This window comes from Pedobacter aquatilis, from assembly GCF_032678425.1.
GTDB lineage: Bacteria > Bacteroidota > Bacteroidia > Sphingobacteriales > Sphingobacteriaceae > Pedobacter > Pedobacter aquatilis_B.
The window spans coordinates 32,172-58,254 of sequence record NZ_JAVTSG010000008.1; the positions used below are offsets into that span (position 1 = coordinate 32,172).

Below are 26,083 nucleotides of genomic sequence, written 5' to 3' on the forward strand. Positions count from 1 at the left end.
AGGACTTTTAAGATTTTAAAGTGAATTATATTATTCGCCTTTAGGTTCTTCTGTAGCTGGTGCTTCTTCAGTAGCAGCTTCTGGTGCAACCTCTTCAGCAGTTTCAGCTTTCGCTTCTTTTGCTTTTGGAGCAGCAGCTTTGCTTCTACCACGACGAGTAGTTTTCTTCTCTTCTTTAGCTTCTACATCTTTACCGTAAACTTCGTTGAAATCAACTAATTCAATTAAAGCCATCTCAGCATTATCACCTAAACGATTGTTTAATTTGATAATACGAGTATAACCACCCGGACGGTTTGCAACTTTCTCAGCAACCTCACGGAATAAAATAGTTACAACTTCTTTATCTTGAAGATAAGAGAATACTGTACGACGTGAGTGAGTTGTATCATTTTTTGATTTTGTGATAATTGGCTCAACATACATACGTAAAGCTTTAGCTTTAGCTAAAGTTGTACTGATTCTTTTGTGTTTGATAAGTGAAGTAGCCATATTCGCTAACATCGCTTTTCTGTGGCTGTCGGTTCTGCCTAAGTGATTAACTTTTTTACCGTGTCTCATTGTTCTTTAATTAAGTATGTACCGTCTCTATCTCAGAGGGAATTACACACTGTGAAATAATAATTTATTATTAAAGTGATAAGTTGTAAGTTTTACGTAATACGTACTACCCATAACTTAAAACAATCTTATTCTTCGTCTAATTTGAATTTAGACAGGTTCATACCAAATGATAAACCTTTTGATTTTACAAGCTCTTGAATCTCAGTTAAAGATTTTTTACCAAAGTTTCTGAATTTTAACATATCAGCAACATCGTAAGAAACTAAATCAGCTAAAGTACGGATATCAGCAGCTTTTAAGCAGTTTAATGCTCTAACTGAAAGATCCATATCCACTAATTCAGTTTTAAGGATTTTACGCATATGTAAAATTTCCTCATCAACCTCTTTAGTTTCTTCTTTAGCTTGAGATTCTAATACCAAGTTCTCATCAGAGAATAACATAAAGTGTTGGATAAGAATCTTAGCCGCTTCTTTCAATGCTTCTTCAGGGTGAATTGAACCATCAGTAGAAATATCTAAAACCAATTTCTCATAATCCGTTTTTTGTTCAACACGGAAGTTTTCAATTGTGTATTTCACGTTTTTCATTGGCGTGTAGATCGAATCGATAGCGATAACACCTACAACAGCATCAGCAACTTTATTTTCTTCAGCAGGTACATAACCACGTCCTTTGTTGATGGTTAATTCCACTTCCAAAGTAACAGATTTATCCATGTTGCAAATAACATGCTCAGGATTTAAAACTGTAAAGTTGTTAGAGAATTTAGTGATATCACCAGCCTTAAACTGATCTTGACCATTAACGATGATGAAAATTTTCTCAGTATCGCCTGAATCACCAGTCTTTTTAAAACGAACTTGTTTTAAATTTAAGATAATATCAGTTAAATCTTCTACAACACCTTTGATGGTAGAAAACTCATGAGAAACGCCTGAAAAACGAATAGTAGTAATAGCATAACCTTCTAAAGAAGACAATAAAATTCTTCTTAAGGCATTACCAATTGTTACACCGAAACCGGGCTCTAAAGGACGAAATTCAAATGTGCCATCGAAATCAGTAGATTTCTGCATGATCACTTTGTCAGGTTTCTGAAATGCTAAAATTGCCATTTATATTTTTTTAAATTCGTTAGTGAATATATAGTAACAAGAAAAAAGTTAATTACCCTTTCGAGGCAATTAACTATTCTATTTATTACTTTGAGTATAACTCGATGATTAAGTTTTCCTTAATGTTTTCTGGAATCTCATCGCGTTGAGGATAAGTTAAGAACTTACCTGTTAAATCGCTTGCATTCCATTCTAACCAGGCAAATTTATTAATTGTTCTGCCTGCAACAGAGTTAGTAATTGATTCTAATGATTTAGACTTTTCACGAACCGCTACAACATCACCAGCTTTTAACTGATATGAAGGGATATTTACAACTTCACCATTCACGGTTACGTGTTTATGGCTAACTAACTGGCGTGCACCAGAACGGGTTGTTGCAATACCTAAACGGTAAACTGTATTATCTAAACGTGCTTCTAATAATTGAAGTAAGTTATCACCAGTGATACCTGCACGTGAAGATGCTTTTTTAAACAAGTTACTGAACTGCTTTTCTAATACACCATAAGTATATTTTACTTTTTGTTTCTCCATTAACTGGATTGCATACTCAGATTGTTTTCCTCTTCTTTTAGACACACCATGTTGTCCAGGAGGATAATTTTTTCTGTCTAACACCTTATCAGGACCGAAGATTGGTTCTCTGAATTTACGGGCGATTTTTGATTTTGGGCCTGTATATCTTGCCATTTTTTTTCTGTTTTTAAAGTATCATTCAGTCTGTAACTGAAGATTCTTAGCTTTAAAATTAATTAAACTCTTCTCTTTTTAGGAGGACGACATCCGTTGTGAGGAAGTGGAGTAATATCTTTAATAGATGTTACTTCGATACCTGCTACTTGTAAAGTTCTGATTGCAGATTCACGACCTGAACCCGGACCTTTTACAAATACTTCAACTTTACGTAAACCTAAATCAAACGCAACTTTACCACAATCTGAAGCTGCTTGACCAGCTGCATAAGGTGTGTTCTTTTTAGAACCTTTAAAGCCCATTTTACCAGCAGATGACCAAGAAATAGTCTGTCCGTTGTTGTTGGTTAATGTAACGATGATGTTGTTGAAGGTAGCATTGATATGCGCCTGACCAACAGGCTCAATTACAACGATACGTTTTTTTGTTACTTTTTTACTCTTAGCCATTTTATTTTTTAGATTTTAGGTATGAGAATTGAGATACTAAATCTCCGCACTCTACCATAATTTTATCTTGCTATTCCAGTTCCGAAATGAAGTAGCGATGTAAAATTCACATCTCAACCTAACACTTCAGAACTATCAGTTTCTACTTAGTAGCTTTTTTCTTGTTAGCAACTGTTTTTCTCTTACCCTTACGAGTACGTGAGTTATTTTTAGTACGCTGACCACGAGAAGGCAAACCTTTTCTGTGACGTAAACCACGGTAACAACCAATATCCATTAAACGCTTAATGTTTAACTGAACCTCTGAGCGTAAAGCACCTTCTACTTTAATCTCATCGTTAATCATTGTACGGATAGCTGATAATTCATCATCAGACCAATCTTGTACTTTTTTGTTTAAGTCGATACCTGCAGTAGTTAAAATACGTTGTGCAGTTGTTCTACCTATTCCGTAGATATAGGTTAACCCTATCTCTCCTCTTTTGTTTCTTGGTAAATCAATACCTGAAATCCTTGCCATATTTATTTTATGTTTTTACGTAATTCCGAACGGCGGGCCACCGTTGTACGGTACATTACAATATTTTCTAATTACCCCTGACGTTGCTTGTATTTCGGATTTTTCTTGTTGATAACGTAAAGTTTACCTTTACGGCGAATAATCTTACAATCAGCGCTACGTTTTTTAATTGATGATCTAACTTTCATTTTATTTGTATCTATAAGTGATGCGACCTTTTGTTAAATCATAAGGCGACATCTCTAGTTTCACTTTATCACCAGGAAGAATTTTGATGTAGTGCATCCTCATCTTACCTGAAATGTGCGCAATAATCTCATGCCCGTTTTCGAGTTCAACCCTAAACATAGCATTTGATAATGCTTCTCTTATTACTCCGTCTTGTTCAATTGAGGCTTGTTTAGCCATATTTTATTGATTGTTACTTAATTAGCTGCTTACAAACAGGGTTGCAAAATTAAATAAAAAATTTTAATTATTTATTTTTTTTTCTGTAAAACTTCTTCTATTATAGAAAAGGTCGATAATACGTCTGCTTTGCCCTTCTTTATTGCTATTGTATGCTCAAAATGTGCTGAAGGTTTATTGTCTTTGCTGGTAATTGTCCATCCATCTTTATGAAAATAAACACCGGAAACGCCTGCATTTATCATTGGCTCAATCGCGATAACCATACCTTCTTCTAGTTTTGGTCCGCTACCACGTTTTCCGTAATTAGGAACATCCGGCTTTTCGTGTAGCTTTACACCAACACCGTGACCAACCAATTCTCTAACTACTCCGTAACCATTTGCTTCAGCATGTTGTTGCACAGCAAAGCTGATATCTCCAACACGCATTCCAACAATTGCCTTCTCAATTCCAAAAACCAAGCATTGCTTTGTAACTTCAACTAATTTCTGCTTTTCTTCATCAACTTCTCCAATTGAAAAAGTATAAGCCGAATCGCCAAAAAAAGTATTTTTAATTACGCCACAATCCACTGAAATCAAATCGCCCTCACGAATTACATAATCACTTGGAAAGCCATGCACAACTTGTTCATTTGGCGAAATACATAGTGAATATGGGAAACCATTGTAGTCTAAAAAAGCTGGAACTGCTCCATTATCATTAATAAACTCGAATGCTAATTTATCTAATTGATTCGTGGTAACGCCTGGTCCAATCACTTTAGCTACTTCTGCTAAAGTTTTCGAAACAAGCATCGAACTTTCTCTTATTAACTCGATCTCTTCCAGAGATTTGTAATAAATTTTAGACATTGCTTTCAGCTTTGAATGACTGAATTTAAAATGAGTGAAACTCCCTAAGGCGTTTCACTCATCTCATCATTCAAATTTTAATAATTTTATAATTACAATGCTGCATTGCTACTCGCTGCAGGAACACCTGTTCTGCCAGTAACTCTGCCTGTTTTCATTAATCCATCGTAATGACGCATCAGTAGATAACTCTCAATTTGTTGTAAAGTATCTAAAACAACACCTACCAAAATCAATAATGATGTACCACCAAAGAAATGAGCAAATTCTTGTTTAATACCGAACTTTACGGCAACTGAAGGTAATACAGCTATAATTGCTAAAAATACTGCTCCAGGGAACGTGATTTTTGAAATAACATCATCAATAAAAGTTGATGTTGCCAAACCCGGTTTAACACCAGGAATAAAACCACCATTCTTCTTCATATCATCACTCATTTGAGTTGGATTAACCGTAATGGCTGTATAGAAAAATGTGAAGGCAATAATTAAAAACGCAAACGTTAAGCTGTACGCTAAAGATGTTGTGTTGCTAAATTGAATTAACCATGAACCTTGCAAAGAAGGGACAAATTGTATTAAAGCACCAGGAATAAACATTAAAGCCTGAGCAAAAATGATTGGCATTACACCTGCAGCATTTACTTTTAATGGAATGTATTGACGAACACCGCCGAACTGACGGTTGCCAACAATTTTCTTCGCGTATTGTACTGGCACCTTACGTACACCTTGCACAATTAAAATAGTAAACATTACAATTGCAAATAAAGCAACAACCTCTAATACTAAAGCAACCGGACCACCACCTGTACTTGCAGCACCTACTTTATCAGAAAATTCCTGACTGATAGCTTGCGGTAAACGGGCGATGATACCCACCATAATAATTAAAGATGTACCGTTACCAATACCTTTATCCGTAATTTTTTCACCTAACCACATTACAAATAAAGTACCCGCAGTTAATACAAACGTAGATACGATATAGAACATAGTTTGGCTCATTACTGGCAATATTGCAGTTTCTGGAACCTGTGTTTTAACATAACCAACCGATTGAACAATCGTAATGGCAACTGTTAAATAACGTGTAATCTGATTTAATTTCTTTCTACCACTTTCGCCCTCTTTCTGCATTTTTTGGAAAGTAGGAACAGCAATACCTAATAATTGCACCACAATCGATGCAGAGATATAAGGCATTACGCCTAACGCTAAAATTGAAACACGAGAGAAAGAACCTCCGGCAAACATATCTAGTAAGCCTAAGATGCCCGATTTTTCGTTTTCGCCTAAAGCGGTTGGATCTACACCTGGTAAAACCACGTGAGATACGAAACGGTATACCAAAAGAATCATAACCGTAAATAAAATACGATCTTTTAATTCTTGAATTTTCCAGATATTACTTAAAGTAGTAAATAGCTTCTTCATTTAATAATTACAATTTTACAATTGAACCACCTGCTGCTTCGATAGCTTTTTGTGCGGTTGCAGAAAACGCATGTGCTGTAACTTCGATTTTTGCTTTTACTTCACCACGACCTAAAATTTTAACTAAGTCGTTTTTAGATGCTAAACCATGTTGTTGTAAAGCTGCAAAATCGATAGTCGTTAAGTTGAATTTTTCAACTAAGCCTTGCAAAACATCTAAGTTTACACCAACATATTCTGTGCGGTTAATTGGTTTGAAACCAACTTTAGGTACACGGCGTTGTAACGGCATTTGACCACCTTCAAAACCAATTTTAGTTGAGTGACCAGAACGTGAACCAGCACCTTTGTGACCACGAGTTGAAGTACCACCACGGCCTGAACCTGTACCACGACCAATTCTCTTACTGTTTTTTGTAGAACCTTTTGCAGGTTTTAAATTACTTAAATTCATTTTTTTGAATTTGTGTTGCCCTTCGCTTTCACTAAACAGGTACAACGATTAATAAATAATGATTGAATTTTGAATAATTGAATGTTTTGCAATATGCACATTCTTTCACTCAAAATTCACTCATTCAATAATTCTCTTAAATCGCTTCGATTGCAATTAAGTGATTCACTTTACGAATCATACCGATAATCTGAGGAGTAGCTTCTACCTCAACACTTTGGTTCATTTTAGATAAACCTAAAGCCTGAACAGTTCTTTTCTGGCGCTCACTTCTATCGATAATACTTTTTACTTGTGTTATTTTTATCTTAGCCATGATATTATCCGTTAAAAACTTTGTTTAAATCGATACCACGAGTTTGAGCTACTGTATAAGCATCACGCATTTTTGTTAATGCATCAACAGTTGCTTTTACCACGTTGTGAGGATTTGATGAACCTTTAGATTTTGCAAGTACGTTATGTACACCAGCACTCTCTAATACAGCACGCATTGCACCACCTGCAATTACACCAGTACCTACTGCTGCTGGTTTGATTAAAACAAAACCACCAGAGAATTTACCAATTTGCTCGTGAGGAACAGTACCGTTTAAAATTGGAACTTTAACTAAGTTCTTTTTAGCATCATCCACACCTTTTGCAATTGCTTCAGTTACTTCTTTCGCTTTACCTAAACCGAAACCAACAACACCGTTTTCATCTCCAACAACAACAATTGCTGAGAAGCTGAAAGTACGACCACCTTTGGTTACTTTGGCAACACGTTGTATACTAACCAAACGATCCTTTAATTCGATATCGGTGGTTTTAACTCTTTTTATATTGATAGTTGACATCTTACTTTTTCTTTCAGATTAAAATACTAGACCAGCCTCGCGAGCACCTTCTGCTAACGATTTTACACGACCGTGGTATAAATAGCCATTTCTATCGAAAACAACTTGTTTTACACCTGCAGCAATTGCTTTTTCGGCTACTAATTTGCCTACTGCAACTGATTGGTCTGATTTATTTCCAGTACCAGCAAAATCTTTCGATAATGATGATGCCGAAGCAATTGTTGTACCGGTTACATCGTTAATTACCTGAGCATAAATCCCTTTATTGCTTCTATATACAGATAACCTTGGACGCTCTTCCGAACCGGTAAGTCTTTTTCTGATCCCTTTTTTAATACGATCTCTTCTTGATAATTTTTTACCTGCCATGATTACTATTTTTTAGACGCTGATTTACCTGCTTTTCTTCTTAACACTTCACCTACAAACTTGATACCTTTACCTTTATATGGCTCTGGTGCACGTAACGAACGGATTTTCGCTGCTACTTGTCCAATCAATTGTTTGTCAATACTCTCTAAAATAATTTTAGGCGTTTGACCTTTTTCTGATGTCGTAGTTACTTTAATTTCTTGTGGCAACTGGAATACATAGTGGTGAGAATAACCTAAAACTAAATCTAAAGTATTACCTTGATTTGTTGCACGGTAACCAACACCTACTAATTCTTGCTCTAATTTATAACCATCTGTTACACCAACAACCATGTTGTTAATTAACGAACGGTATAAACCATGTAAAGCTTTGTGTTTCTTTTGCTCTGACGGACGGTTAACTGTTAAAGTACCTTCCTCTTGACTTACAGTGATATCTGAATCTACTGCTTGTGTTAATTCTCCTTTAGGGCCTTTTACAGTTACAACGTTATCTTTCGATACGGTAACAGTAACACCTGCAGGGATTGTAATTGGGGCTTTTCCTATTCTTGACATTGTGCTGTTCTCCTAAATATTAATAAACGTGACACAATACCTCACCACCAATGTTTAATTTGGCTGCTTCTTTATCAGTCATTACACCTTTAGAAGTAGATAAGATTGCGATACCTAAACCGTTTAATACTCTTGGCATATTTTCTACGCCTGCGTAGTTTCTCAAACCTGGTTTACTTACTCGCACTAATGTACGAATAGCAGGAACTTTAGTAATTGGATTGTATTTCAAAGCGATTTTAATAATGCCCTGAACTGTAGTATCTTCAAACTTGTAGTTCGCGATGTAACCTTTATCGAAAAGAACTTTAGTAATTTCTTTTTTAAGGTTTGATGCAGGAATTTCTACAACACGGTGGTTGGCCTTAATGGCATTCCTTACTCTTGTTAAATAATCTGCTATTGGATCTGTATTCATTATAATTGTTTTTGATAGTGGTTTCCTTCTGCTACCCAGCTGTGGGACCTGCTATCGGTTAAAATTCTAATTTTTTTGCAAAAATACAAAAGCACAAAGACTAAAGCGAATAAAATCGCTTTAGACTTTGAAACATTTTGTTTTAAGCTATATTACCAAGATGCTTTTTTAACACCTGGTATTTTACCGTCTAGTGCCATTTGGCGGAAAGTTACCCTTGAAATACCAAAGGTACGCATGTATCCACGTGGACGACCAGTTAATTTACAACGGTTGTGTAAACGTACCGGAGATGAGTTTTTAGGTAATTTATCTAAACCTTCGAAATCTCCTGCAGCTTTTAAAACTGCACGTTTTTCAGCGTATCTAGCTACCAATTTTTGGCGCTTAACTTCGCGTGCTTTTACACCTTCTTTTGCCATTATTCTGCTGTTTTTTGATTTTTAAATGGTAATCCGAATTGTTTCAATAACTCAAGAGCCTCAACGTCAGATTTTGCCGAAGTTACGAAAGTTATATCCATCCCTAAAATTTTATTGATTTTATCGATATTAATCTCAGGGAAAATGATTTGCTCAGTAACACCTAATGTGTAGTTACCTTTTCCATCAAATCCTTTATCATTGATACCTTTGAAATCACGAATACGTGGCAAAGCTACAGAAATCAATCTATCTAAAAACTCGTACATATTGTTGTCACGTAATGTTACACGCACACCTACTGGCATACCCTTACGTAATTTAAAGTTCGAGATATCTTTTTTAGATTGAGCCGGAACCGCTTGTTGACCTGTAATGGTAGTCAACTCAACGATTGTCGTATCCATAATCTTTTTATCCGTTACAGAAAAACGACCTACACCCTGATTGATACAGATTTTTTCCAATTTAGGAACCTGCATTACAGTTTTGTACTGAAATTTTTCTTTTAAAGCACTTACAACTTCTTCTTTGTATTTGCTTTTTAGTCTTGGTGTAGTAGCCATTATTTAATCTCCTCTCCTGATATTTTAGCAACTCTAACGATTTTGCCATCAGCGTTAAGTTTACGACCTACGCGTGTAGCTTTACCAGATTTTGGATCAACCAACATCAAGTTAGAAATATGAAGAGCAGCCTCTTTTTTAATAATACCACCGTTAGGATTTGCAGCATTTGGTTTAGTATGTTTTGATACTAAATTAATGCCTTCTACAATGGCTCTGTTTTTATCTATTTGTACTGAAAGTACTTTTCCTTGTTGACCTTTTGAATCGCCAGCAATTACTTTAACTAAATCTCCTGTGCGGATTTTAAGTTTTGATGGTGTATTTACTTTGTTTCCCATTTTATAATACCTCCGGTGCTAATGATACAATTTTCATGAATTGTTTTTCACGTAGTTCTCTCGCAACCGGGCCAAAGATACGTGTACCTCTTGGCTCATCCTGTGCGTTCAATAATACAGCAGCATTATCGTCAAAACGGATATAAGAACCATCTTTACGACGGATTTCTTTTTTAGTTCTTACCACAACTGCTTTAGAAACTGTACCTTTTTTAACATTACCTGACGGTAAAGCGCTTTTTACAGTAACAACCACTTTATCACCAATTGAAGCATAACGTTTGCCGGTTCCACCTAGCACACGAATTACTAATACTTCTTTAGCGCCGCTGTTATCAGCAACGTTTAATCTCGATTCTTGTTGTACCATCTTATTTAGCTCTTTCTAAAATTTGTACCAATCTCCAATTCTTGTTTTTACTCAATGGACGAGTTTCCATGATTAATACCGTATCACCGATACCGCATTCATTTTTCTCATCATGAGCCATAAATTTGGTAGTTTTCTTTACGAACTTACCATAAATCGGGTGTTTTACTTTACGTTCCACGCTCACTACAACAGATTTATCCATCTTGTTGCTTACCACTAACCCGGTTCTTGTTTTTCTTAATTGTCTTTCCATTTCGACTCTCAAATTAATTAGTTTCAGTAGCTGACTCAGCGTTTTTTACTTTAGTCAGTTCAGTGTTTAAACGGGCTATGTCTTTTCTTACTTTAGCAATACGAGAAGGATTCTCGATAGCCGAAATAGTATGAGCGAACTTTAATTTTGATAAGTTCTCTTTTTCTTCCGCAATCTTAGCTACTAATTCTTCTTTTGAAAGCCCTGTGATTTCTGAATTTTTCATTTTTCTTTTTCTTTTACGTTGAGTGTAGCGGTTATAATAAACAAGTATTTACAACATTCACCTCAACACTTTACTATGCTTCTACGTAATCTCTACGTACTACGAATTTGGTTTGGATTGGTAATTTCTGAGCTGCTAAACGCATTGCTTCTTTAGCAATTTCTAAAGGCACACCTTCAGCTTCGAAAATTACACGTCCTGGTCTTACAACTGCTACCCAGTATTCAGGAGCACCCTTACCTTTACCCATACGTACCTCAGCAGGTTTTTTAGTTACCGGTTTGTCAGGAAAGATTCTGATCCATACTTGCCCTTCACGTTTCATGAAACGAGTTACGGCAATACGAGCAGCCTCTATCTGGCGACTTGTAATCCAAGTTGCTTCTAGAGATTTGATACCGAAAGATCCGAATGCTAATTCAGCTCCACGAGAAGCTAAACCCTTCATTCTGCCTTTTTGCATCTTCCTGAACTTCGTTCTTTTTGGCTGTAACATTTTATTTTGTTCTAATCGTTAAACGATGTTAATAAATCAATTATTTACGAGGACCTCTGTTAGCGCCTGCGCCTCCACCTCTGTTTGCACCACCTTGGCCCGGACCACGACCGCCACCTTGGTTTCCACCACGTCTGTCGTTACCACCACGGTTGTCTCTTCCACCACCTCTGTTATCTCTTCCACCGAATGCTGGTTTCTCTGATTGGCCTTTTGGACCGTTGTTTGTTGCACCAATGTTTGGAGACAAATCACGTTTTCCATAAACCTCACCTTTACAGATCCATACTTTAATACCGATTTTACCATAAGTGGTTAAAGCCTCAGCTAAAGCATAGTCAATATCAGCACGGAATGTATGCAAAGGCACTCTTCCTTCTTTGTACTGCTCAGTACGTGCCATCTCAGCACCACCTAAACGACCAGAAGTCATGATTTTAATACCTTCAGCACCCATACGCATTGTTGATGCGATAGAAGATTTCATTGCTCTACGGAATGAGATCCTTGCTTCTAATTGTTTTGCAACACCTTCTGCAACTAACTGTGCATCAAGCTCTGGGCGTTTAATTTCGAAGATGTTAATTTGAATTTCCTTTTTAGTTAATTGCTTTAACTCTTCTTTAATTTTATCAACCTCAGCACCTGCTTTACCGATTACGATACCTGGGCGAGCTGTGTGGATAGTTACAGTGATACGTTTTAACGTACGCTCGATAACTACCTTTGCAACACCACCTTTAGCGATACGAGCAGAAAGGTATTTTCTTATTTTCTCATCTTCAACTAATTTATCGGAGTAGTTATTGCCACCGAACCAATTAGAATCCCATCCTTTGATGATACCTAATCTGGCACCTATTGGATTTGCTTTTTGTCCCATTTCCTATAAATTAGTTTTGAGTTGTTTCTGTATTTTTACTATCTACAATCAGAGTTACGTGGTTAGAACGTTTACGAATTCTGTATCCACGACCTTGAGGTGCCGGACGTAAACGTTTAAGTTGACGACCACCATCTACCATAATTGTTTTAACAAATAGTTCGCTTCCATCAGAAGTTTTACCATTTTTAGCTTCCCAGTTGTTAATTGCAGATAATAATAATTTTTCAACTCTTATTGCTGCTTCTTTGTTGGTAAACTTTAAAACACTTAATGCTTTCTCAACACGTTCACCTCTGATAAGATCTACAACCAAACGCATCTTACGCGGTGAGGTTGGACAATTGTTTAATTTTGCTATTGCTTCCATTGTCTAATTATTTTTTCTTTTCAGCGTGTCCTCTGAATGTTCTGGTTGGAGCAAATTCTCCCAATTTGTGACCAACCATGTTTTCTGTTACGTACACCGGAATAAATTTATTACCGTTGTGTACTGCAAATGTATGATTAACGAAATCCGGTGAAATCATTGATCTACGAGACCAAGTTTTGATTACAGATTTTTTGCCCGAATCGTTCATAGCGTTTACTTTCTTCTCAACGTTATGATCAATATAAGGTCCTTTTTTTATCGAACGTGCCATTATTTCTTCCTTCTTTCTACGATGAAACGATTAGAATATTTTTTAAGTTCTCTGGTTTTGTAGCCTTTAGCTAATACACCATTTCTCGAACGTGGGTGACCACCTGATGATCTACCTTCACCACCACCCATTGGGTGATCTACTGGGTTCATCGCTACCGGTCTAGTTCTCGGACGACGACCTAACCAACGTTTACGACCTGCTTTACCTAATACTTCGTTTGCGTGATCTGAGTTAGATACAGCACCGATAGTAGCAAGACAAGTAGTCAAGATTAAACGGGTTTCGCCAGAAGGCATTTTTAAAGTAGCATATTTACCATCGCGGGCAGCTAATTGTGCATAAGCACCTGCACTACGAGCCAATTGTGCTCCTTTTCCAGGGTGAATCTCCACGTTGTGGATAATAGAACCTAATGGAATGTTTGATAATTTTAAAGTGTTACCTACTTCTGGAGCTGCAGTATCGCCCGATAATATTACCGAACCAACTTGCAATCCTTCAGGAGCAATGATATAACGCTTCTCGCCATCTGCATAATGTAATAATGCAATGCGGGCAGTACGGTTTGGATCGTATTCAACAGTAGCTACTGTTGCAGGAATATCGAATTTATCGCGTTTGAAGTCGATTAAACGATATGATTTTTTATGACCACCACCCATGTAGCGCATAGTCATTTTACCTGTATTGTTACGTCCACCAGACTTTTTTGATGATACAACCAATGATTTTTCGGGCTTGGTTGCTGTAATCTCCGTAAAGCTAGCACCTACTCTAAAGCGGGTACCCGGAGTAACTGGTTTAAATTTTCTTAAGCCCATAGTTATAATTAATAATTAAATTAAAGATTTGCGTAATAATCTATTGTTTCACCGTCTTTCAACGTTACAATTGCTTTTTTGTATTTCGGGCTACGGCCAGAAACAAAACCTGCTTTAGTATAACGAGATTTAGCTTTACCATCTACAACCATAGTATTGATTGCTACGATAGTTACTCCATAAAGTTTTTCGATTGCAGATTTAATCTGTAATTTATTTGCTTTATGATTAACGCTAAACGTGAAAACGTTTAATTTTTCAGTTAAACCTGAAGCTTTTTCGGTTAATATTGGTTTTTTTAAAATTTCCATATTATTTGGCAAATGCCTCCTCCAAAGATTTAACAGAATCTGCAGTTAAAACAAGTACACCTGCGTTTAATACATCATATGTATTTAAATCTGCTGCAGTGATAACTTTAGTTTTTTCTACGTTTCTGCTTGATAAATAGATATTATTATTTTGTGAAGGTAAAACCAACAAAGTTTTTTGTGTACCTACGTTTAACGCAGCTAATAAACTTGTATAGTTTTTAGTTTTAATTGTATCGAAGTTGAAATCTTCTAAAACTACCACGTTGTTATCTTTTGCTTTGTAAGCTAAAGCAGATTTACGTGCTAATGATTTTAATTTCTTGTTCAATTTAAAACTGTAATCACGTGGTTGAGGACCGAAAACACGACCACCACCGTTAAATAACGGAGATTTAATGCTACCTGCTCTTGCACCACCTGTACCTTTTTGTTTGTATAGTTTACGAGTTGAACCAGCAATCTCATTACGTTGTTTAGATTTGTGAGTACCTTGACGTTGGTTAGCCAAATACTGTTTAACATCTAAATAAATCGCGTGGTCGTTAGGCTCGATACCAAATACCGATTCAGGAAGTTGCACCTTGGCACCTGTTTCTTTACCTGAAATGTTTAATACTTTAACTTCCATCTGATTACTTGTCTAAGATTACGTAAGAACCTTTAGCTCCTGGAATGGAACCACTAACTACTAATAAGTTTTGCTCAGCATAAACTTTCAAAACCTGTAAGTTTTGAACTTTCACTCTGTCTCCACCTGTTCTTCCTGCCATGCGCATTCCTTTGAATACACGTGATGGAAATGATGATGCTCCCAATGAACCTGGGGCACGTAAACGGTTATGCTGACCGTGAGTCTGCATACCAACACCGGCAAATCCGTGGCGTTTTACAACACCTTGAAAACCTTTACCTTTTGAGGTACCTACAACATCAACAAAATCGCCTTCTGCAAATGCATCTACAGTTACTACATCACCTAAATTAAGTTCTGTTGTAAATGAGTTGAATTCTACCAGCTTGCGTTTCGGAGTTGTGTTTGCTTTCGCGAAATGGCCTTTTAACGGTTGAGTTGTGTTTTTCTCTTTTTTCTCATCGTATCCTAACTGAATAGATGAATACCCGTCTTTTTCTTCGGTCTTCACTTGTGTAACTACACAAGGCCCAGCCTCGATTACAGTACATGGAATGTTTTTTCCGTCTGCATCGAAGATACTGGTCATTCCTACTTTTTTTCCAATAATTCCTGACATTTTATCTTTTAATTTAACACCCATCGAAGCAGTAGGGCTTCGTTCAAGGTGGTTGTGCATCCCCCGAAAGGGAGGGCAAAGATAGACAAGAATTATTAATTTTCAAATAGTTAGCTAAATATTTTTTCAAATAATTTGCTGATAGATGGGGAGTTAGCAGAAATACAGGACTAATGTGCTAAACCGCCGCTTAAACTTATTGCGATAATGGCTAAAATAATAAAGCCAATTAATACATACAGATAATCTTTTTCAATTAGAAAACTAAAGATTGCAAATATAATACGGGCTATTGGTGTGAATATCAACATTAAAACCCCAAACTGAACAATTGCATCGCCCTTAAAAGTTGTTACACCTTTTAAGATTTCTAAAACTGATGAAAATTTTGAAAGTTCTGGCGTAAATACTTTATAATCAGTAATTGCGCCATTATTGTGGATTAGAAAAATAATCCCACCAATTAATACGGTGCTCATTGAGATAATTACGCCTGCACGAAGCAGCGTACCTAATAAAACCTGAATATCTTTTTCTTTCATCTCTCCAATTACATTACGCCTGTTATACCTTTATAAATCATTTGAAGTGCTAAAAATGTAACCACTATAGCAAATACAATCTTTAATTTATCCGTATTTGTTCTTAATAAAATTTTTGAGCCGATGGTTGCACCTGTTAAAACGCCAATGCAAACAGGCATGGCAATACCTGGGTCTATTTGACCGCGATGTAAATAAACAATTGCACTTGCAGCAGCTGTTACCCCCATCATAAAATTACTGGTGGTGGTTGATACTTTAAATGGCAAACGCATAATATTATCCATTGCGATAACTTTTAAAGCACCACTGCCTATACCTAACAAACCTGAAAGTGTACCAGCGAAAAGCATCATAAAAAATCCACCAGGAACATTTTTAACAGCATAGCTATGTTCTACGCCCTTATCTGGATAACTACCATTAAGCTTGAAGAATTTGGCCCATTTATTTGAATAATCCGTTGTAGAGTGGTCTACCTTTTTCTTCAAAGTCATGATGGCTGAGAAAATTAAAATACAACCGAATATAATAGCGATATAATTCGCATTTAAATAAACAGCGATAACCGCACCACAAATTGCACCAACAGTTGTGGCAATTTCCAGAAACATGCCTATCCTGATATTGGTTATGCCTTCTTTAACGTAAGCTGCCGCCGAGCCCGAAGAAGTTGCAATTACAGATACTATTGAAGCACCGATTGCATAATGAATGTCAACGCCTAAAGCCAATGTTAGTAATGGTATGATAATTACACCACCGCCTAAACCTGTTAACGAACCTAATAAACCCGCCAAAAAAGCACCTACTAAAACAATTATTGTAAACAGTAATACCGACATGCGGGCAAATATAAGCGACTAATTATAGGGAAACGAAAGATAAAGCAATAAAATAAAGTCTATATATTATATGGAAGATATGAAAAAATTTTGAATTAATGGATTTTGAATTATTGAATTCAATCATCCACTCATTCAAAATTCATTAATTTATTTCTACTTCCCTAATCTTTTAATCATTTCTGCACTCAAATCTCTTCCATCATTTAGGCGGTTTGCGAAGAATGATTTTGCAGCTTCGAAATGCTCTTTGTATCCTTTTAGGTCTCCATAACCAATTATCGAAGCCCATTCATGCACCGCGGTATGAAATTCCAGGTCATCTCCACGAATTGATTTATCATATAATGCAGTCTGAATAGATTCCTCAAGCATATCTTCATTTTTAAAAAGATACTCGGCTATGCCTAAGCGCAGTTTAAATGGAGGCGTTTGGCAGATTAAATTATCATAAGGATTTACGCCCATCTTGTACCAGGCATATACCATACTTAGCAAACTTAAATGCGAATTTGGTTTTTGTTTATGCGCTGAATCCGAGAGGCTAAATTCTTTCATGATGTTATCATCAAGTAATAAAAGCTTACGACTTTCGTGAAATACAAAATCACGGGCGGCATAAATTTTTGATCTGAAATCCGTTTCGTTTTCACAAATCATCAGCTTAAAAAGCTCTGATTCTGCCTGTGCGTAATATTTTACCTGTTTTTGAGCATATGGGTTTAATATTGCTAAACCTGCATAAATGTGAGATTTGTAACTAAATATCCGAAGAGTAGTTAAGATTTTAACGTTATCAATACCGCCTGAATAAGATGGATTATCCCAAGGGAAAAAACCTGCATTTTTCCATGCAGAGCCCATGCTTTCGAAACCCATATGTGTAACGGCTTGCGTATCGGCAACTATTCTATCGTGCTCATGAAAATCATCCATCTCAATGATGTTTGATTTTAATGATTTGTAGATTTCCAATGCTTTTGCATAAACCTCATCGGTTGCCCTGTGCCTAACCACAACTAAAGTTTGTCCTTCCGGACTAAAAGCCGGGCCATGCAAAGAATGACAAGTTACAATTTGGGTTTCTTTAGGAAGGTGTTTTTCAAAAGCTGCAATTTCAGGATGTTTTACAGAAGTTTGGCCGGCAACAATGGCACCATATTTTGTAGATAATGCAAATGCAGCTACAACCTCATCAATCTTCTCTGCCTCAACACAATAAATAATAAAATCTGACTTACGAGATACTTCGTGGCCATCATTTAAAACCTCAACGCCTTTCGGTTCAAGCTCTGCTTTTAAATCGTTAAAACGTAAAGGCATATCTGCTCCACAAACCTTATAACCTGCCTTTACAAACGAATGGGCGTACAATTTGCCCATATCGCCCAAACCAATAATTCCTATTTGCATGCAACAAAAGTAATCTATCAGAAATTAATTTATAATAAATTGTATAAAAATGTAGTTTTACATTTTAACATTTACATTTAAACTATGCAGAAAATTAAACACATCCTTTATTGTTTAGGAGCGCTATTATTTTTAAACGTTGCATTTGCCCAGGCACAACAAGACACTTCTAAAAACACTGACCCATCTCTAAACGGGCAGTATCAGTTTATGTTAAAAAAATCGAAAACCTTATATGGTGCAAAGCTGATTAACCCTTCAAGATTGACTTCACTGTGGAAAAGCGTTAACGATACCTTGCGCAAAGAACGTAAGCAACTTGCTGAATCGAGACAACAGATTAAAAGCCAGGCAGAAAATATTACAGGTTTAAAAGGAGAAGTTTCGGGCAAAGAAAGTTCTCTAGCAAGCGCAACAGCATCTGTAAATGAGATTAATTTCCTTGGAATTTCATTTAACAAAGGGACCTACAATACCATTGTTTGGGCAATAATTATTGTGTTAGCGGCTGGTTTAGCAATTGTGATATTACAAACCGGAAAATATAGAAAAGAGGCAAATTATCGCACTCAACTATATCAGGAAGTGGCTGATGAATTTCAGGCGCATAAAGTTAAAGCTAAGGACAAAGAAATGAAGCTTGCAAGAGAATTGCAGGACGAAAGAAATAAGTGGGATGATATGGGTAGAAGATAAAAAGTCATAAAATAAAAAAAGAGGTTAGTTGTTTAATTTCGACTAACCGCTTTTTTATTTAGAATTTTCGGAAGCTGTATCGCAGACCAACCTCAAACTCACCGTTACTATAATTTTGTAGAGCAGATGTATTACTTGTGTACTGCAGCAGCAGACCAAGCTTTCGCTGATAATTGATTCCGGCTCCAAACGTGACACTGTTTGTGCTGTGATAAATACCGCTCACCATAAATTTCTCTTGTAAGAAGCTAAAGTTTGCCCCAACATCTAAAATGCCCTTATAATTTTCAATACCTCTAAAAACAACCTTTGGCTCAATTAAATTAAGGCTTTGGCCTTTAGTTGCTATCTTGTAACCAGCAGCAACAAAGTATATCGAACGGTCGACTACATTTCTAACTTGATCGCGTTTAAAAAACCTTTTCAAGTTTGGCAATGAACCTTGAATCGTTAATTTCTGATTCCTGTAAGCCAAACCGAAGTCGCCATCAAGGTAAAGTTGCCTGTCTCTGAAATTTGCCAGCACATCATCGTTAACATCGCCTATGGCTTTCCCTAAATCCAGCCATTCATTCATCACCCCTGCTGATAAACCGAAATCGATATAGCTCGAATCCTTATTCAATTTTAAATGGTAAGCATAACTGAATGTTGCTCTGGTTCGGTTTATTAAACCTGCACTTTCATTGTAAATTAAGATACCCAAGCCAACCTTTTTGCTTTTAAGTTGTAAATCGCCAGTTAAATATTGAATTCGTGGAGAACCTTTAATACTTGTCCATTGCGCTTTAAAGGCGCCATTTAAATGAATCATCGTATCAATACCAGCCAATGCAGGATTGGCTAAATACTGATTCTGGTAGTAAACACTACCCATTGGATTAAGTTGACTAAATGCCGGTTGTAATGCAAAAAATACGAACACCCCGATTATGTAAATTCTTATCTTTTTCAAAGCCGTTATTTTTTATAAATTATAGAGATAAAACCTTTGGCAGTGCCTGCATTTTCCAAATCAATAAGGTAATAATAGGTATCTTCTGCAAGTGGCCTGCCGTTGAAATAGCCATCCCAATCGTTTTGGTAATTAACCGCACTGTAAATCACCCTACCTGCCCTATCTACTATCGTAATCTTGTTGCTTAAATATTTTTCCAAACCTTTTACTACAAAAAAATCATTCTTTCCATCGCCATTAGGCGTTAAAAAGTTATTGGCAATTACCAAATCTGTTGCATTCTGTGAGATAATAATTGGCTGCAAAAATCCTTGAGTTAAGCTGATATTGGCCACCTGAAAAGTTTCAACCAAAACCATCTCACCAATCGAAAAATCAAAATATAAATTGTTGATTTTACCGTAGCTACTTGCCGAATTTATAACCTGCGGCAAATTGGTCGGAATACTGAGTTGCGCCCTTACCGACAAGCTTAGCATCAGTAGTAAGGTGCAACTAAAAATTGAGGATAATTTTTTCATAGCGACTACTGTGAAATTTTTACCCAATCCGTACCATCGCTCTGAATAGTTATTACCTGATTTATCGCCGGGGCGGTAATTGCAGTGCCATCAGGATTTACAACCGTAGCAGGGAAAGTGAGTGCAGTTGCTGAACCATTTATGATTCGATAAACTCTTCCCTTGGCATCGCTGGCATTTGGCAAAGCTATCGTTGTAGCAGGAGTGGCAGGTAAAATTCTTACGGTATGGTAACTTTCATTTAAAGTTAAAGTTCCGCCTGTAGCAAATCTTAAAATACCCGTTGCCATCGAACCATTAACATTTAATGTACTGGTTAAAGATGGCTGCGAAGTTGTATTACCTAAACTATTATTCAAAGTTAACGAACCTCCATTGGCAGCCATTTGCCCCGAAATTAAAGGCAATGCGGTATTTGTATTTGCAATAATAAGTGTATTCGTATTTGTAGTCAAAGTACTTCCTGCATTTGTACCAATAAAAATATTGTTAGCGCCTGTTGTATTGCCAGCACCGGCATTTTGACCAACAGCCACGTTATTATTGCCCATATTTGCGGTAAGTGCATAACTTCCAACCGCTGTGTTCCCGCTCCCAGTAACATTTGCGGTTAAAACCCTTGCCCCTAAAGCTGTATTATCATTACCAACTGTATTATTGGTTAGCACTAAAGAACCTATTGCACTATTGTTAAACCCGCTGAAGTTTTTAGTTAAAACCATGTGGCCAAATGCACTATTTTCGAAACCTGAAATATTTGCTGAAAGCGCTTCCTTACCAAATACGCTATTTGAAAATCCGGTTACGTTTGCTAAGAGTGTTCTGTATCCAAAAGATAAGTTATTATCCGTTGAGTTACCTAACCTACCCGACCTTTGATTATTAACCAAAAAGTTTATCGCCACATCATCCGTATTACCCAATAAATTTGTTGTTAAATCAACCCCGCCGGTATTGCCCCTTAAGGCCCAGCCTGTAGAGTTGGTAAATGCGTTTCTGCTAATTAATTCAGGCACTCCGGTTGTGGCATTGGTAATATAAACTTTATTAGCATCGGTTACGCCTGCTGTGGTAAGCTTGGCAACTGTTACAGAAGCATTAGCAAGCTGGAGCGTTCCCACTGCGGCATCATCTATATTTACTGTTTTAACTTCTTTATTACCGATTTTTATAGAGGTAACTGCGCCATCAGCAAGCTTTGGGTTTGTAACAGCTCCATCGGCTAGTTTTATGGTAGTTACCGCACCTGTATTAATATTTACAACAACATCTTTCAGCAAAGCTGATGTACCGTTTGCATCTATACTCAAATCAGTAGAACTTAATGCTTTGCCACCAGTAATGTTGCTCACATCCAGCGTAACTGGTTTCCATGTTGTGCCATCGAACATCAATACCTGATTATTAACCGGATTAGAAGCTGTTAATGTTTTACCCTGGAGATTAGCAATTGTTGGGTTTGGATAATTTCCAGTTAAATCACCTCCGGCAACACCAGTTGAGGGACCAACCGGACCTTGCAAACCAGTATCTCCTTTATCGCCCTTGTCGCCTTTTACGCCTGCTGTACCTGAAACTCCTTGCAAGCCTGTTGCTCCCGTAGCACCCTGAGCACCAGTTGCGCCTGTCAAACCAATAGGTCCTTGCGGGCCTGTTGCCCCAACTACACCTTGAGCACCGTTTGCACCGGTTGCACCTGTTGGTCCAGCCGGGCCTGTAGCGCCTTGCGGACCTACCGCACCTGTAGCACCAACATCACCTTTAATGCCTTGCGCACCAGTTGGACCAGCCGGACCAGTGGCACCCTGCGGACCAATTGCACCCGTAGCACCTGTATCGCCCTTTTGACCAGTTGGTCCATTTGCAGAATACAGTGCATACGGAACACTTAGTAATTGTGCCGTTCCGGCAAGGCTAAAATTACTGCCATTATCTGGGTCTACTTCAACCTTAATAAATTTTAAACTAGTTCCCCAGGTAACTGCCGCAATTGTTCCGGTAGTTGAAGTTGCACCAGCACTACCAATTACAACGCTGTATAAACCAAAAGCGTTAGTCACCACATTCCTTACTTCAGTATACTGCGCAGTTCCTGTTGCGGAAGCATCAAGTATACTAATACGCAAAGCGATGTTCTTGTTAGCTAAAGGTGTGCCGTTTGTATTACGTGCAGCACCCTGATAATTAAATTGCTGTGGGGCTTGAGCCTTAACAGAAAATGCCATGCCAACAAATAGCAGAGCGATAAGTAAAATTCTTTTCATTTAGCGGGAATGTGATCTATTTAGAGAAACTCTGCGGATGATGGCACAGCTTAACTCTCAAATCTATGAATTAGTATAACCTACATTATGAAGTTTACACGAAAACGCATAGAATCGTTCAAAAAGGGCATTATAGCGCTAAAAACAAATGTTGTGAAATTAAATTTTTACACAAAGATGGGTTTTGAATTAGAATTCAATTAGAAAATCAGCATTAACATCAACAAACAGATTGATAAATATCAAGTTAAGTTTCAGACGGAAAGGATATACCTTTAATATTACGATATAAATCTACCGCGTATAAATCTGTCATCCCCGATACAAAATCTAGTACACTCTGAGTTCTTGAATAGATATCTTCCCGGTCTGTATGGTATTGTTTAGGAATTAGTTTAACTAATTTTTTGTAGTAGTGTGTATTATTATGAATCAAAGCGGGTACAAACTCTTCAAGTAATCCAGCCATTATTTTATATCCGGCAACTTCTTTCTGAATTACAGATGAGAAATTGTAGATTCTTTCAACAGATATTTTCTCTATGGCTTTCCATGCCGAAATATATGGTTCAGGCAATAAATCGGTTAAGCTTTTATTTAGTGTTCCATTTAAAAGGTTTTCCTGCTCATTGTAAAATATCTCTGCGCAAGTTGTTGTTAAGGTATTAATCGCTTTCGCCCTAAGCAAGCCAATCTTTGCATCATCATCTTCATAATCATGCTTAAGCCTATCTTCAATTGTTTTTGAATTTGCAAAAGGCAACAGGAAATTTTTCACCTCTTCATAAGATAATATTTTTAACCGATGCGCATCTTCCAGGTCGATTATACTGTAGCAAATATCATCTGCGGCTTCAACTAAATAAACTAAGGGATGTCTTTTGTAAATTAGGAACTCGTGCTCCTCTCTTTCCATTCCTAATTCAGAAGCAATTTTTAAAAAGCTTTCTTGTTCAGATTGAAAAAAACCATATTTCTTTCTGTGCAATAATCCTTTTTGCTTTCCTGCTATTGAGGCACATGGATACTTTGCAATCGATGCTAACGTAGAATAGGTTAATGCATAAGCATCATTTCCTTTACCTTTTAATGGGTGGGTTAAAATCCTTATGGCATTTGCATTTCCTTCAAAATTGATTAAATCATGCCACTGCGATTCATCCATTTGGTTTTGATAAATTTTACCATCGCCATCTGTAAAATACCTGGAAATAGCCGCTTCGCCAGAATGTCCAAATGCAGGGTTTCCTAAATCATGGGCCAAAGCAGCAGCTGCAACAATATTTCCCGCTTCATTAATTAATGGAACTTCCTTAATTAAATCAGGATTTTTATTTTCTAAGGTATTCAGAAAAAGATTAGCCATTGAACGGGCAACACTCGCCACCTCTAAACTGTGGGTTAAACGATTGTGCACAAAAACACTTCCAGGCAAAGGAAAAACCTGCGTTTTATTTTGCAATCTTCTAAAAGGTGAAGAAAATATTAACCTGTCATAATCACGCTGAAAGTCAGAACGAGCCCTATCCGTGCTTGCACCGTATTGTTCCTGACCAAAACGTTTATTCGAAAGTAATTTATTCCACTCCATGAATTAGATTTTATTTTTCTGCCAAGTTAAGCAAAAGTGAAAAACCTCGAAGAAGATTTGCAACGCTATATGCGTATTTATCTAAGTATGAAAGCAAATAAAACAAAAACCATTTATGCTATTGGGTGTTTTTTATTTAGGAGATAATATTATGAAAACGAGCGTATATAATAAAGAAGAACATTTAGAAGGTTTTGTTGGTAATACCGATGAAGCTAAACAAAAATCAGATGTTCAGAAAGCTTATGAGCGTGGCAATGATGGAAACGAAGTTACTGCCTTTGGTAAAGAGCCAATTTCGAAAATTGCAGCAAGAAAAATTGCCAATGGTGATAAGGTTACTGCTAAAGATGGGCTGGATAATACCGGAACTCAAGGGGCAGATTCTTTAAGTGATGATGCCTATAATAGTCAGGATAAAAACCCGACGATTGAAAGTGCTGCAAGTGGAACGGGTAGTTCATCAGAGGATTTCAAAAATCAAAATATAAAACAACGCGATGAAGATGATGCGTTAAATACAGGAATTTAATTTAGATAAAAATGAGTTTACTAAAATACGTGATACTTGGAGCAGCAGCTGTTTACGGGTATAAATATGCAACCAAAAAAAGAGAAATTGATGGAAAATCAATTGTAGATGATTTGAAAGAGCAAGCGCCTGATTACATCGAGAGAGCAAAAAGATTTGGCGAAAGAGTAAAACAAGACTATACTCAAACTAACGGATTGTACGAATAATTTATCATCTTATATCTATTGATGATTTTTCTTTCATCAATAGATATAAAAATTTATTGGGGTTTTCCTCCTAATCCTTTATCATCAGTTTTATTTCTTGTAGATAAATCATCATTATCCAAAATCGTAGAATCTTTCAATTTTGTTGATGCATCCGTATTTTCTTCGATGTCATGACTTGGCTCACTTTTCTTTTTGAAAGCATCAGGGTCTGAACTATGCCCATATGTATCATTGTCTAATTCTTCCTGATTTTTGTTCGGACTTAAGTCACTATCTCCTCCTGGGTTCTTGTTATCAATATTCATTATAATTTTTCTATAGGTAAGTAATATTGATAACAACCAAATTTTTAAAAGGTTTATAACTTTTTAATGAATCTACAGCCCTATAAAATCGAAAATGACTGGTTAAACAAATTTGGAATTATTACGTTTTATCATATAGAACATCATTAATACGTATAAATACAATAATTTGAAGTACAAACACGGACTTTTACGTTTCAAAATATTTCGATATTTGAAACTGAACTAACTAGATTTTGCCCACTGAAATTGGAAAACTATATTAAAGTATTACTTGCTGAGGATCATACCATTGTTAGAAATGGAATCGCTGCGCTATTAGAAAAAGAAGAAGACATTCAAATAATTGCTGAAGCAAAAAATGGTGAAGAGGTGTTAAGCCTTTTAGAATCGGGCATTGAGCCAGATCTTATTTTAACAGATATTAACATGCCGGATATGAACGGCATGGAACTAATTAATGCTTTGCAATTAAATTATCCTAAAATAAAGGTGTTGATTTTAACCATGCTTGATAATGAGAAGTATGTAAATCAAGCTTTGAAAGCTGGTGCAAATGGCTATTTATTAAAAAATGTTAATATAGATGAAATCATCTTTGCAATTAAACAGCTTACAAAGGGTTACAGCTACATCTGTACCAGTATTTCTCTTAATCTGTTAGCACAAGCTGATTTGTCTTCAGATTTTAATTCGCAAAAAATAAAATCAACTGTTGATATTTCGAAACGGGAAATAGAAATTCTTAACCTAATTGCCCAAGGATTTACGAATAATGAAATTGCCGATAAATTATTTACCAGTAAAAGAACAATTGAAGGAAACAGACAAAGTTTACTCGAAAAGACTGGCACAAAAAATACAGCAGCTTTGGTAAATTTTGTGGTGAGAAATAAGATTATTGATTAGTTAAA

At 36.5% G+C, this 26,083-nt stretch carries 41 protein-coding genes; 4 read left to right on the plus strand and 37 right to left on the minus strand.

What is annotated here, in order from left to right; all coding sequences use genetic code 11:
• Positions 1-30: 30 nt before the first annotated feature.
• The 32 genes from rplQ to R2Q16_RS19635 all read right to left on the minus strand — a co-directional run bounded on the left by rplQ (position 31) and on the right by R2Q16_RS19635 (position 18,090).
• Positions 31-561 carry a 50S ribosomal protein L17 gene (gene rplQ, locus R2Q16_RS19480; protein ID WP_316739629.1) on the minus strand — a complete coding sequence of 177 codons (531 nt, stop codon included), beginning with the start codon at positions 559-561 and terminating at the stop codon, positions 31-33.
• Positions 562-689: 128 nt separating this feature from the next.
• Positions 690-1,682: a DNA-directed RNA polymerase subunit alpha gene (locus tag R2Q16_RS19485; protein ID WP_316739631.1), complete on the minus strand. Its 993-nt coding sequence runs from the start codon at positions 1,680-1,682 to the stop codon at positions 690-692.
• Positions 1,683-1,767: 85 nt separating this feature from the next.
• Positions 1,768-2,376 (minus strand): 30S ribosomal protein S4, encoded by a 609-nt coding sequence (gene rpsD, locus R2Q16_RS19490; protein ID WP_290241583.1) that lies wholly within the window; start codon positions 2,374-2,376, stop codon positions 1,768-1,770.
• Positions 2,377-2,438: 62 nt separating this feature from the next.
• A complete protein-coding gene (rpsK, locus tag R2Q16_RS19495) occupies positions 2,439-2,828 on the minus strand; it encodes a 30S ribosomal protein S11 (protein ID WP_010599885.1) in 390 nt (129 codons plus the stop codon).
• 142 nt (positions 2,829-2,970) lie between these two features.
• Positions 2,971-3,348, minus strand: a complete 378-nt coding sequence (rpsM, locus tag R2Q16_RS19500) for a 30S ribosomal protein S13 (protein WP_010599886.1) — start codon at positions 3,346-3,348, stop codon at positions 2,971-2,973.
• 71 nt (positions 3,349-3,419) lie between these two features.
• Entirely contained in the window at positions 3,420-3,536 is a 117-nt protein-coding gene (rpmJ, locus tag R2Q16_RS19505; RefSeq protein WP_010599887.1) for a 50S ribosomal protein L36, read from the minus strand.
• Between the two features lies 1 nt (position 3,537).
• On the minus strand, positions 3,538-3,756 hold the full coding sequence (infA, locus tag R2Q16_RS19510; protein ID WP_010599888.1) for a translation initiation factor IF-1: 219 nt from the start codon (positions 3,754-3,756) through the stop codon (positions 3,538-3,540).
• Between the two features lie 71 nt (positions 3,757-3,827).
• Complete coding sequence (gene map, locus R2Q16_RS19515) at positions 3,828-4,613, minus strand: type I methionyl aminopeptidase (protein WP_316739654.1); 786 nt, start codon at positions 4,611-4,613, stop codon at positions 3,828-3,830.
• Between the two features lie 92 nt (positions 4,614-4,705).
• A complete protein-coding gene (gene secY, locus R2Q16_RS19520) occupies positions 4,706-6,052 on the minus strand; it encodes a preprotein translocase subunit SecY (RefSeq protein ID WP_290241631.1) in 1,347 nt (448 codons plus the stop codon).
• Positions 6,053-6,059: 7 nt separating this feature from the next.
• Positions 6,060-6,506, minus strand: a complete 447-nt coding sequence (gene rplO / locus R2Q16_RS19525; protein WP_316739655.1) for a 50S ribosomal protein L15 — start codon at positions 6,504-6,506, stop codon at positions 6,060-6,062.
• Positions 6,507-6,642: 136 nt separating this feature from the next.
• On the minus strand, positions 6,643-6,822 hold the full coding sequence (gene rpmD / locus R2Q16_RS19530; protein WP_109926337.1) for a 50S ribosomal protein L30: 180 nt from the start codon (positions 6,820-6,822) through the stop codon (positions 6,643-6,645).
• 4 nt (positions 6,823-6,826) lie between these two features.
• The gene (gene rpsE / locus R2Q16_RS19535) at positions 6,827-7,345 is read right to left on the minus strand and encodes a 30S ribosomal protein S5 (RefSeq protein WP_010599893.1); all 519 of its coding nucleotides are present in this window, start codon (positions 7,343-7,345) and stop codon (positions 6,827-6,829) included.
• 18 nt (positions 7,346-7,363) lie between these two features.
• Entirely contained in the window at positions 7,364-7,717 is a 354-nt protein-coding gene (gene rplR, locus R2Q16_RS19540) for a 50S ribosomal protein L18 (protein ID WP_290241639.1), read from the minus strand.
• 5 nt (positions 7,718-7,722) lie between these two features.
• Positions 7,723-8,280 carry a 50S ribosomal protein L6 gene (gene rplF / locus R2Q16_RS19545; protein WP_290241642.1) on the minus strand — a complete coding sequence of 186 codons (558 nt, stop codon included), beginning with the start codon at positions 8,278-8,280 and terminating at the stop codon, positions 7,723-7,725.
• Positions 8,281-8,299: 19 nt separating this feature from the next.
• Positions 8,300-8,701, minus strand: coding sequence for a 30S ribosomal protein S8 (gene rpsH, locus R2Q16_RS19550; RefSeq protein WP_235527300.1), 402 nt, complete (start codon positions 8,699-8,701; stop codon positions 8,300-8,302).
• A gap of 149 nt (positions 8,702-8,850) precedes the next feature.
• On the minus strand, positions 8,851-9,120 hold the full coding sequence (gene rpsN / locus R2Q16_RS19555; RefSeq protein ID WP_025145214.1) for a 30S ribosomal protein S14: 270 nt from the start codon (positions 9,118-9,120) through the stop codon (positions 8,851-8,853).
• On the minus strand, positions 9,120-9,686 hold the full coding sequence (gene rplE / locus R2Q16_RS19560; protein ID WP_056097523.1) for a 50S ribosomal protein L5: 567 nt from the start codon (positions 9,684-9,686) through the stop codon (positions 9,120-9,122). Before rplE ends, rpsN begins: the two co-directional genes overlap by 1 nt.
• Positions 9,686-10,027, minus strand: a complete 342-nt coding sequence (gene rplX, locus R2Q16_RS19565; RefSeq protein WP_290241648.1) for a 50S ribosomal protein L24 — start codon at positions 10,025-10,027, stop codon at positions 9,686-9,688. The genes rplE and rplX overlap by 1 nt, the downstream gene beginning before the upstream one ends.
• Position 10,028: 1 nt before the next feature.
• On the minus strand, positions 10,029-10,397 hold the full coding sequence (gene rplN / locus R2Q16_RS19570; protein WP_090886529.1) for a 50S ribosomal protein L14: 369 nt from the start codon (positions 10,395-10,397) through the stop codon (positions 10,029-10,031).
• 1 nt (position 10,398) lies between these two features.
• On the minus strand, positions 10,399-10,653 hold the full coding sequence (rpsQ, locus tag R2Q16_RS19575) for a 30S ribosomal protein S17 (protein WP_010599901.1): 255 nt from the start codon (positions 10,651-10,653) through the stop codon (positions 10,399-10,401).
• Positions 10,654-10,666: 13 nt separating this feature from the next.
• Positions 10,667-10,879: a 50S ribosomal protein L29 gene (gene rpmC / locus R2Q16_RS19580; protein WP_056097521.1), complete on the minus strand. Its 213-nt coding sequence runs from the start codon at positions 10,877-10,879 to the stop codon at positions 10,667-10,669.
• A 73-nt stretch (positions 10,880-10,952) separates the two neighbouring features.
• Positions 10,953-11,375, minus strand: coding sequence for a 50S ribosomal protein L16 (gene rplP / locus R2Q16_RS19585; RefSeq protein WP_316739662.1), 423 nt, complete (start codon positions 11,373-11,375; stop codon positions 10,953-10,955).
• A gap of 40 nt (positions 11,376-11,415) precedes the next feature.
• Entirely contained in the window at positions 11,416-12,258 is an 843-nt protein-coding gene (rpsC, locus tag R2Q16_RS19590) for a 30S ribosomal protein S3 (RefSeq protein WP_316739663.1), read from the minus strand.
• Positions 12,259-12,268: 10 nt separating this feature from the next.
• Positions 12,269-12,628, minus strand: coding sequence for a 50S ribosomal protein L22 (gene rplV / locus R2Q16_RS19595; protein WP_010599905.1), 360 nt, complete (start codon positions 12,626-12,628; stop codon positions 12,269-12,271).
• 7 nt (positions 12,629-12,635) lie between these two features.
• Positions 12,636-12,902, minus strand: coding sequence for a 30S ribosomal protein S19 (gene rpsS, locus R2Q16_RS19600; protein WP_290241656.1), 267 nt, complete (start codon positions 12,900-12,902; stop codon positions 12,636-12,638).
• Positions 12,902-13,726: a 50S ribosomal protein L2 gene (gene rplB, locus R2Q16_RS19605; protein WP_316739667.1), complete on the minus strand. Its 825-nt coding sequence runs from the start codon at positions 13,724-13,726 to the stop codon at positions 12,902-12,904. Before rplB ends, rpsS begins: the two co-directional genes overlap by 1 nt.
• A gap of 20 nt (positions 13,727-13,746) precedes the next feature.
• Positions 13,747-14,037 carry a 50S ribosomal protein L23 gene (gene rplW / locus R2Q16_RS19610; RefSeq protein WP_231459159.1) on the minus strand — a complete coding sequence of 97 codons (291 nt, stop codon included), beginning with the start codon at positions 14,035-14,037 and terminating at the stop codon, positions 13,747-13,749.
• Position 14,038: 1 nt separating this feature from the next.
• The gene (gene rplD / locus R2Q16_RS19615; protein WP_316739669.1) at positions 14,039-14,668 is read right to left on the minus strand and encodes a 50S ribosomal protein L4; all 630 of its coding nucleotides are present in this window, start codon (positions 14,666-14,668) and stop codon (positions 14,039-14,041) included.
• A 4-nt stretch (positions 14,669-14,672) separates the two neighbouring features.
• Positions 14,673-15,290 carry a 50S ribosomal protein L3 gene (rplC, locus tag R2Q16_RS19620; protein WP_290241746.1) on the minus strand — a complete coding sequence of 206 codons (618 nt, stop codon included), beginning with the start codon at positions 15,288-15,290 and terminating at the stop codon, positions 14,673-14,675.
• Between the two features lie 170 nt (positions 15,291-15,460).
• Positions 15,461-15,832 carry a DUF1634 domain-containing protein gene (locus tag R2Q16_RS19625; protein WP_316739671.1) on the minus strand — a complete coding sequence of 124 codons (372 nt, stop codon included), beginning with the start codon at positions 15,830-15,832 and terminating at the stop codon, positions 15,461-15,463.
• Positions 15,833-15,840: 8 nt separating this feature from the next.
• A complete protein-coding gene (locus R2Q16_RS19630) occupies positions 15,841-16,677 on the minus strand; it encodes a sulfite exporter TauE/SafE family protein (protein WP_316739673.1) in 837 nt (278 codons plus the stop codon).
• 156 nt (positions 16,678-16,833) lie between these two features.
• Positions 16,834-18,090, minus strand: coding sequence for a prephenate dehydrogenase (locus R2Q16_RS19635; RefSeq protein ID WP_316739675.1), 1,257 nt, complete (start codon positions 18,088-18,090; stop codon positions 16,834-16,836).
• Positions 18,091-18,174: 84 nt separating this feature from the next.
• Between R2Q16_RS19635 and R2Q16_RS19640 the strand changes: the two genes are divergently transcribed.
• The gene (locus R2Q16_RS19640) at positions 18,175-18,786 is read left to right on the plus strand and encodes a hypothetical protein (RefSeq protein ID WP_316739677.1); all 612 of its coding nucleotides are present in this window, start codon (positions 18,175-18,177) and stop codon (positions 18,784-18,786) included.
• Between the two features lie 58 nt (positions 18,787-18,844).
• Here R2Q16_RS19640 and R2Q16_RS19645 read toward each other — a convergent pair whose 3' ends face one another.
• The 4 genes from R2Q16_RS19645 to R2Q16_RS19660 all read right to left on the minus strand — a co-directional run bounded on the left by R2Q16_RS19645 (position 18,845) and on the right by R2Q16_RS19660 (position 24,120).
• The gene (locus R2Q16_RS19645; protein WP_316739678.1) at positions 18,845-19,741 is read right to left on the minus strand and encodes a PorP/SprF family type IX secretion system membrane protein; all 897 of its coding nucleotides are present in this window, start codon (positions 19,739-19,741) and stop codon (positions 18,845-18,847) included.
• A gap of 5 nt (positions 19,742-19,746) precedes the next feature.
• Positions 19,747-20,265, minus strand: a complete 519-nt coding sequence (locus R2Q16_RS19650; protein WP_316739680.1) for a gliding motility-associated C-terminal domain-containing protein — start codon at positions 20,263-20,265, stop codon at positions 19,747-19,749.
• A gap of 5 nt (positions 20,266-20,270) precedes the next feature.
• A complete protein-coding gene (locus R2Q16_RS19655) occupies positions 20,271-22,529 on the minus strand; it encodes a hypothetical protein (RefSeq protein WP_316739682.1) in 2,259 nt (752 codons plus the stop codon).
• A 247-nt stretch (positions 22,530-22,776) separates the two neighbouring features.
• On the minus strand, positions 22,777-24,120 hold the full coding sequence (locus R2Q16_RS19660) for a deoxyguanosinetriphosphate triphosphohydrolase (protein WP_316739684.1): 1,344 nt from the start codon (positions 24,118-24,120) through the stop codon (positions 22,777-22,779).
• 151 nt (positions 24,121-24,271) lie between these two features.
• On the opposite strand from R2Q16_RS19660, the gene R2Q16_RS19665 reads away from it, so the two are divergent.
• Together R2Q16_RS19665 and R2Q16_RS19670 are read left to right on the plus strand one after the other, a co-directional pair.
• The gene (locus R2Q16_RS19665; protein WP_316739685.1) at positions 24,272-24,652 is read left to right on the plus strand and encodes a hypothetical protein; all 381 of its coding nucleotides are present in this window, start codon (positions 24,272-24,274) and stop codon (positions 24,650-24,652) included.
• Positions 24,653-24,663: 11 nt separating this feature from the next.
• Positions 24,664-24,861, plus strand: a complete 198-nt coding sequence (locus R2Q16_RS19670; protein WP_316739687.1) for a YtxH domain-containing protein — start codon at positions 24,664-24,666, stop codon at positions 24,859-24,861.
• Between the two features lie 53 nt (positions 24,862-24,914).
• Here R2Q16_RS19670 and R2Q16_RS19675 read toward each other — a convergent pair whose 3' ends face one another.
• Positions 24,915-25,169, minus strand: coding sequence for a hypothetical protein (locus tag R2Q16_RS19675; RefSeq protein WP_316739689.1), 255 nt, complete (start codon positions 25,167-25,169; stop codon positions 24,915-24,917).
• 249 nt (positions 25,170-25,418) lie between these two features.
• On the opposite strand from R2Q16_RS19675, the gene R2Q16_RS19680 reads away from it, so the two are divergent.
• The gene (locus R2Q16_RS19680; protein ID WP_316739690.1) at positions 25,419-26,078 is read left to right on the plus strand and encodes a response regulator transcription factor; all 660 of its coding nucleotides are present in this window, start codon (positions 25,419-25,421) and stop codon (positions 26,076-26,078) included.
• The last annotated feature ends 5 nt before the right edge of the window (positions 26,079-26,083 follow it).

Bases quoted from the DNA above. Each gene is read 5' to 3' on its own strand.
- rpmC (WP_056097521.1), bottom strand. From the start codon at position 10,879: ATGAAAAATTCAGAAATCACAGGGCTTTCAAAAGAAGAATTAGTAGCT.
- rpsN (WP_025145214.1), bottom strand. From the start codon at position 9,120: ATGGCAAAAGAAGGTGTAAAAGCACGCGAAGTTAAGCGCCAAAAATTG.
- R2Q16_RS19665 (WP_316739685.1), top strand. From the start codon at position 24,272: ATGAAAACGAGCGTATATAATAAAGAAGAACATTTAGAAGGTTTTGTT.
- map (WP_316739654.1), bottom strand. From the start codon at position 4,613: ATGTCTAAAATTTATTACAAATCTCTGGAAGAGATCGAGTTAATAAGA.
- rplX (WP_290241648.1), bottom strand. From the start codon at position 10,027: ATGGGAAACAAAGTAAATACACCATCAAAACTTAAAATCCGCACAGGA.
- R2Q16_RS19485 (WP_316739631.1), bottom strand. From the start codon at position 1,682: ATGGCAATTTTAGCATTTCAGAAACCTGACAAAGTGATCATGCAGAAA.
- R2Q16_RS19660 (WP_316739684.1), bottom strand. From the start codon at position 24,120: ATGGAGTGGAATAAATTACTTTCGAATAAACGTTTTGGTCAGGAACAA.
- rplN (WP_090886529.1), bottom strand. From the start codon at position 10,397: ATGGTACAACAAGAATCGAGATTAAACGTTGCTGATAACAGCGGCGCT.
- rpsK (WP_010599885.1), bottom strand. From the start codon at position 2,828: ATGGCTAAGAGTAAAAAAGTAACAAAAAAACGTATCGTTGTAATTGAG.
- rplC (WP_290241746.1), bottom strand. From the start codon at position 15,290: ATGTCAGGAATTATTGGAAAAAAAGTAGGAATGACCAGTATCTTCGAT.
- rpsD (WP_290241583.1), bottom strand. From the start codon at position 2,376: ATGGCAAGATATACAGGCCCAAAATCAAAAATCGCCCGTAAATTCAGA.
- rpmJ (WP_010599887.1), bottom strand. From the start codon at position 3,536: ATGAAAGTTAGATCATCAATTAAAAAACGTAGCGCTGATTGTAAGATT.
- rpsC (WP_316739663.1), bottom strand. From the start codon at position 12,258: ATGGGACAAAAAGCAAATCCAATAGGTGCCAGATTAGGTATCATCAAA.
- rplF (WP_290241642.1), bottom strand. From the start codon at position 8,280: ATGTCAAGAATAGGAAAAGCCCCAATTACAATCCCTGCAGGTGTTACT.
- rpsQ (WP_010599901.1), bottom strand. From the start codon at position 10,653: ATGGAAAGACAATTAAGAAAAACAAGAACCGGGTTAGTGGTAAGCAAC.
- R2Q16_RS19650 (WP_316739680.1), bottom strand. From the start codon at position 20,265: ATGAAAAAATTATCCTCAATTTTTAGTTGCACCTTACTACTGATGCTA.
- rplE (WP_056097523.1), bottom strand. From the start codon at position 9,686: ATGGCTACTACACCAAGACTAAAAAGCAAATACAAAGAAGAAGTTGTA.
- rplP (WP_316739662.1), bottom strand. From the start codon at position 11,375: ATGTTACAGCCAAAAAGAACGAAGTTCAGGAAGATGCAAAAAGGCAGA.
- R2Q16_RS19640 (WP_316739677.1), top strand. From the start codon at position 18,175: ATGCAGAAAATTAAACACATCCTTTATTGTTTAGGAGCGCTATTATTT.
- R2Q16_RS19670 (WP_316739687.1), top strand. From the start codon at position 24,664: ATGAGTTTACTAAAATACGTGATACTTGGAGCAGCAGCTGTTTACGGG.
- R2Q16_RS19630 (WP_316739673.1), bottom strand. From the start codon at position 16,677: ATGTCGGTATTACTGTTTACAATAATTGTTTTAGTAGGTGCTTTTTTG.
- rplQ (WP_316739629.1), bottom strand. From the start codon at position 561: ATGAGACACGGTAAAAAAGTTAATCACTTAGGCAGAACCGACAGCCAC.
- R2Q16_RS19625 (WP_316739671.1), bottom strand. From the start codon at position 15,832: ATGAAAGAAAAAGATATTCAGGTTTTATTAGGTACGCTGCTTCGTGCA.
- rplO (WP_316739655.1), bottom strand. From the start codon at position 6,506: ATGAATTTAAGTAATTTAAAACCTGCAAAAGGTTCTACAAAAAACAGT.
- secY (WP_290241631.1), bottom strand. From the start codon at position 6,052: ATGAAGAAGCTATTTACTACTTTAAGTAATATCTGGAAAATTCAAGAA.
- rpsS (WP_290241656.1), bottom strand. From the start codon at position 12,902: ATGGCACGTTCGATAAAAAAAGGACCTTATATTGATCATAACGTTGAG.
- infA (WP_010599888.1), bottom strand. From the start codon at position 3,756: ATGGCTAAACAAGCCTCAATTGAACAAGACGGAGTAATAAGAGAAGCA.
- rplR (WP_290241639.1), bottom strand. From the start codon at position 7,717: ATGGCAGGTAAAAAATTATCAAGAAGAGATCGTATTAAAAAAGGGATC.
- R2Q16_RS19655 (WP_316739682.1), bottom strand. From the start codon at position 22,529: ATGAAAAGAATTTTACTTATCGCTCTGCTATTTGTTGGCATGGCATTT.
- rplW (WP_231459159.1), bottom strand. From the start codon at position 14,037: ATGGAAATTTTAAAAAAACCAATATTAACCGAAAAAGCTTCAGGTTTA.
- rpsE (WP_010599893.1), bottom strand. From the start codon at position 7,345: ATGTCAACTATCAATATAAAAAGAGTTAAAACCACCGATATCGAATTA.
- rplD (WP_316739669.1), bottom strand. From the start codon at position 14,668: ATGGAAGTTAAAGTATTAAACATTTCAGGTAAAGAAACAGGTGCCAAG.
- rpmD (WP_109926337.1), bottom strand. From the start codon at position 6,822: ATGGCTAAGATAAAAATAACACAAGTAAAAAGTATTATCGATAGAAGT.
- rplV (WP_010599905.1), bottom strand. From the start codon at position 12,628: ATGGAAGCAATAGCAAAATTAAACAATTGTCCAACCTCACCGCGTAAG.
- R2Q16_RS19635 (WP_316739675.1), bottom strand. From the start codon at position 18,090: ATGCAAATAGGAATTATTGGTTTGGGCGATATGGGCAAATTGTACGCC.
- rplB (WP_316739667.1), bottom strand. From the start codon at position 13,726: ATGGGCTTAAGAAAATTTAAACCAGTTACTCCGGGTACCCGCTTTAGA.
- rpsM (WP_010599886.1), bottom strand. From the start codon at position 3,348: ATGGCAAGGATTTCAGGTATTGATTTACCAAGAAACAAAAGAGGAGAG.
- R2Q16_RS19675 (WP_316739689.1), bottom strand. From the start codon at position 25,169: ATGAATATTGATAACAAGAACCCAGGAGGAGATAGTGACTTAAGTCCG.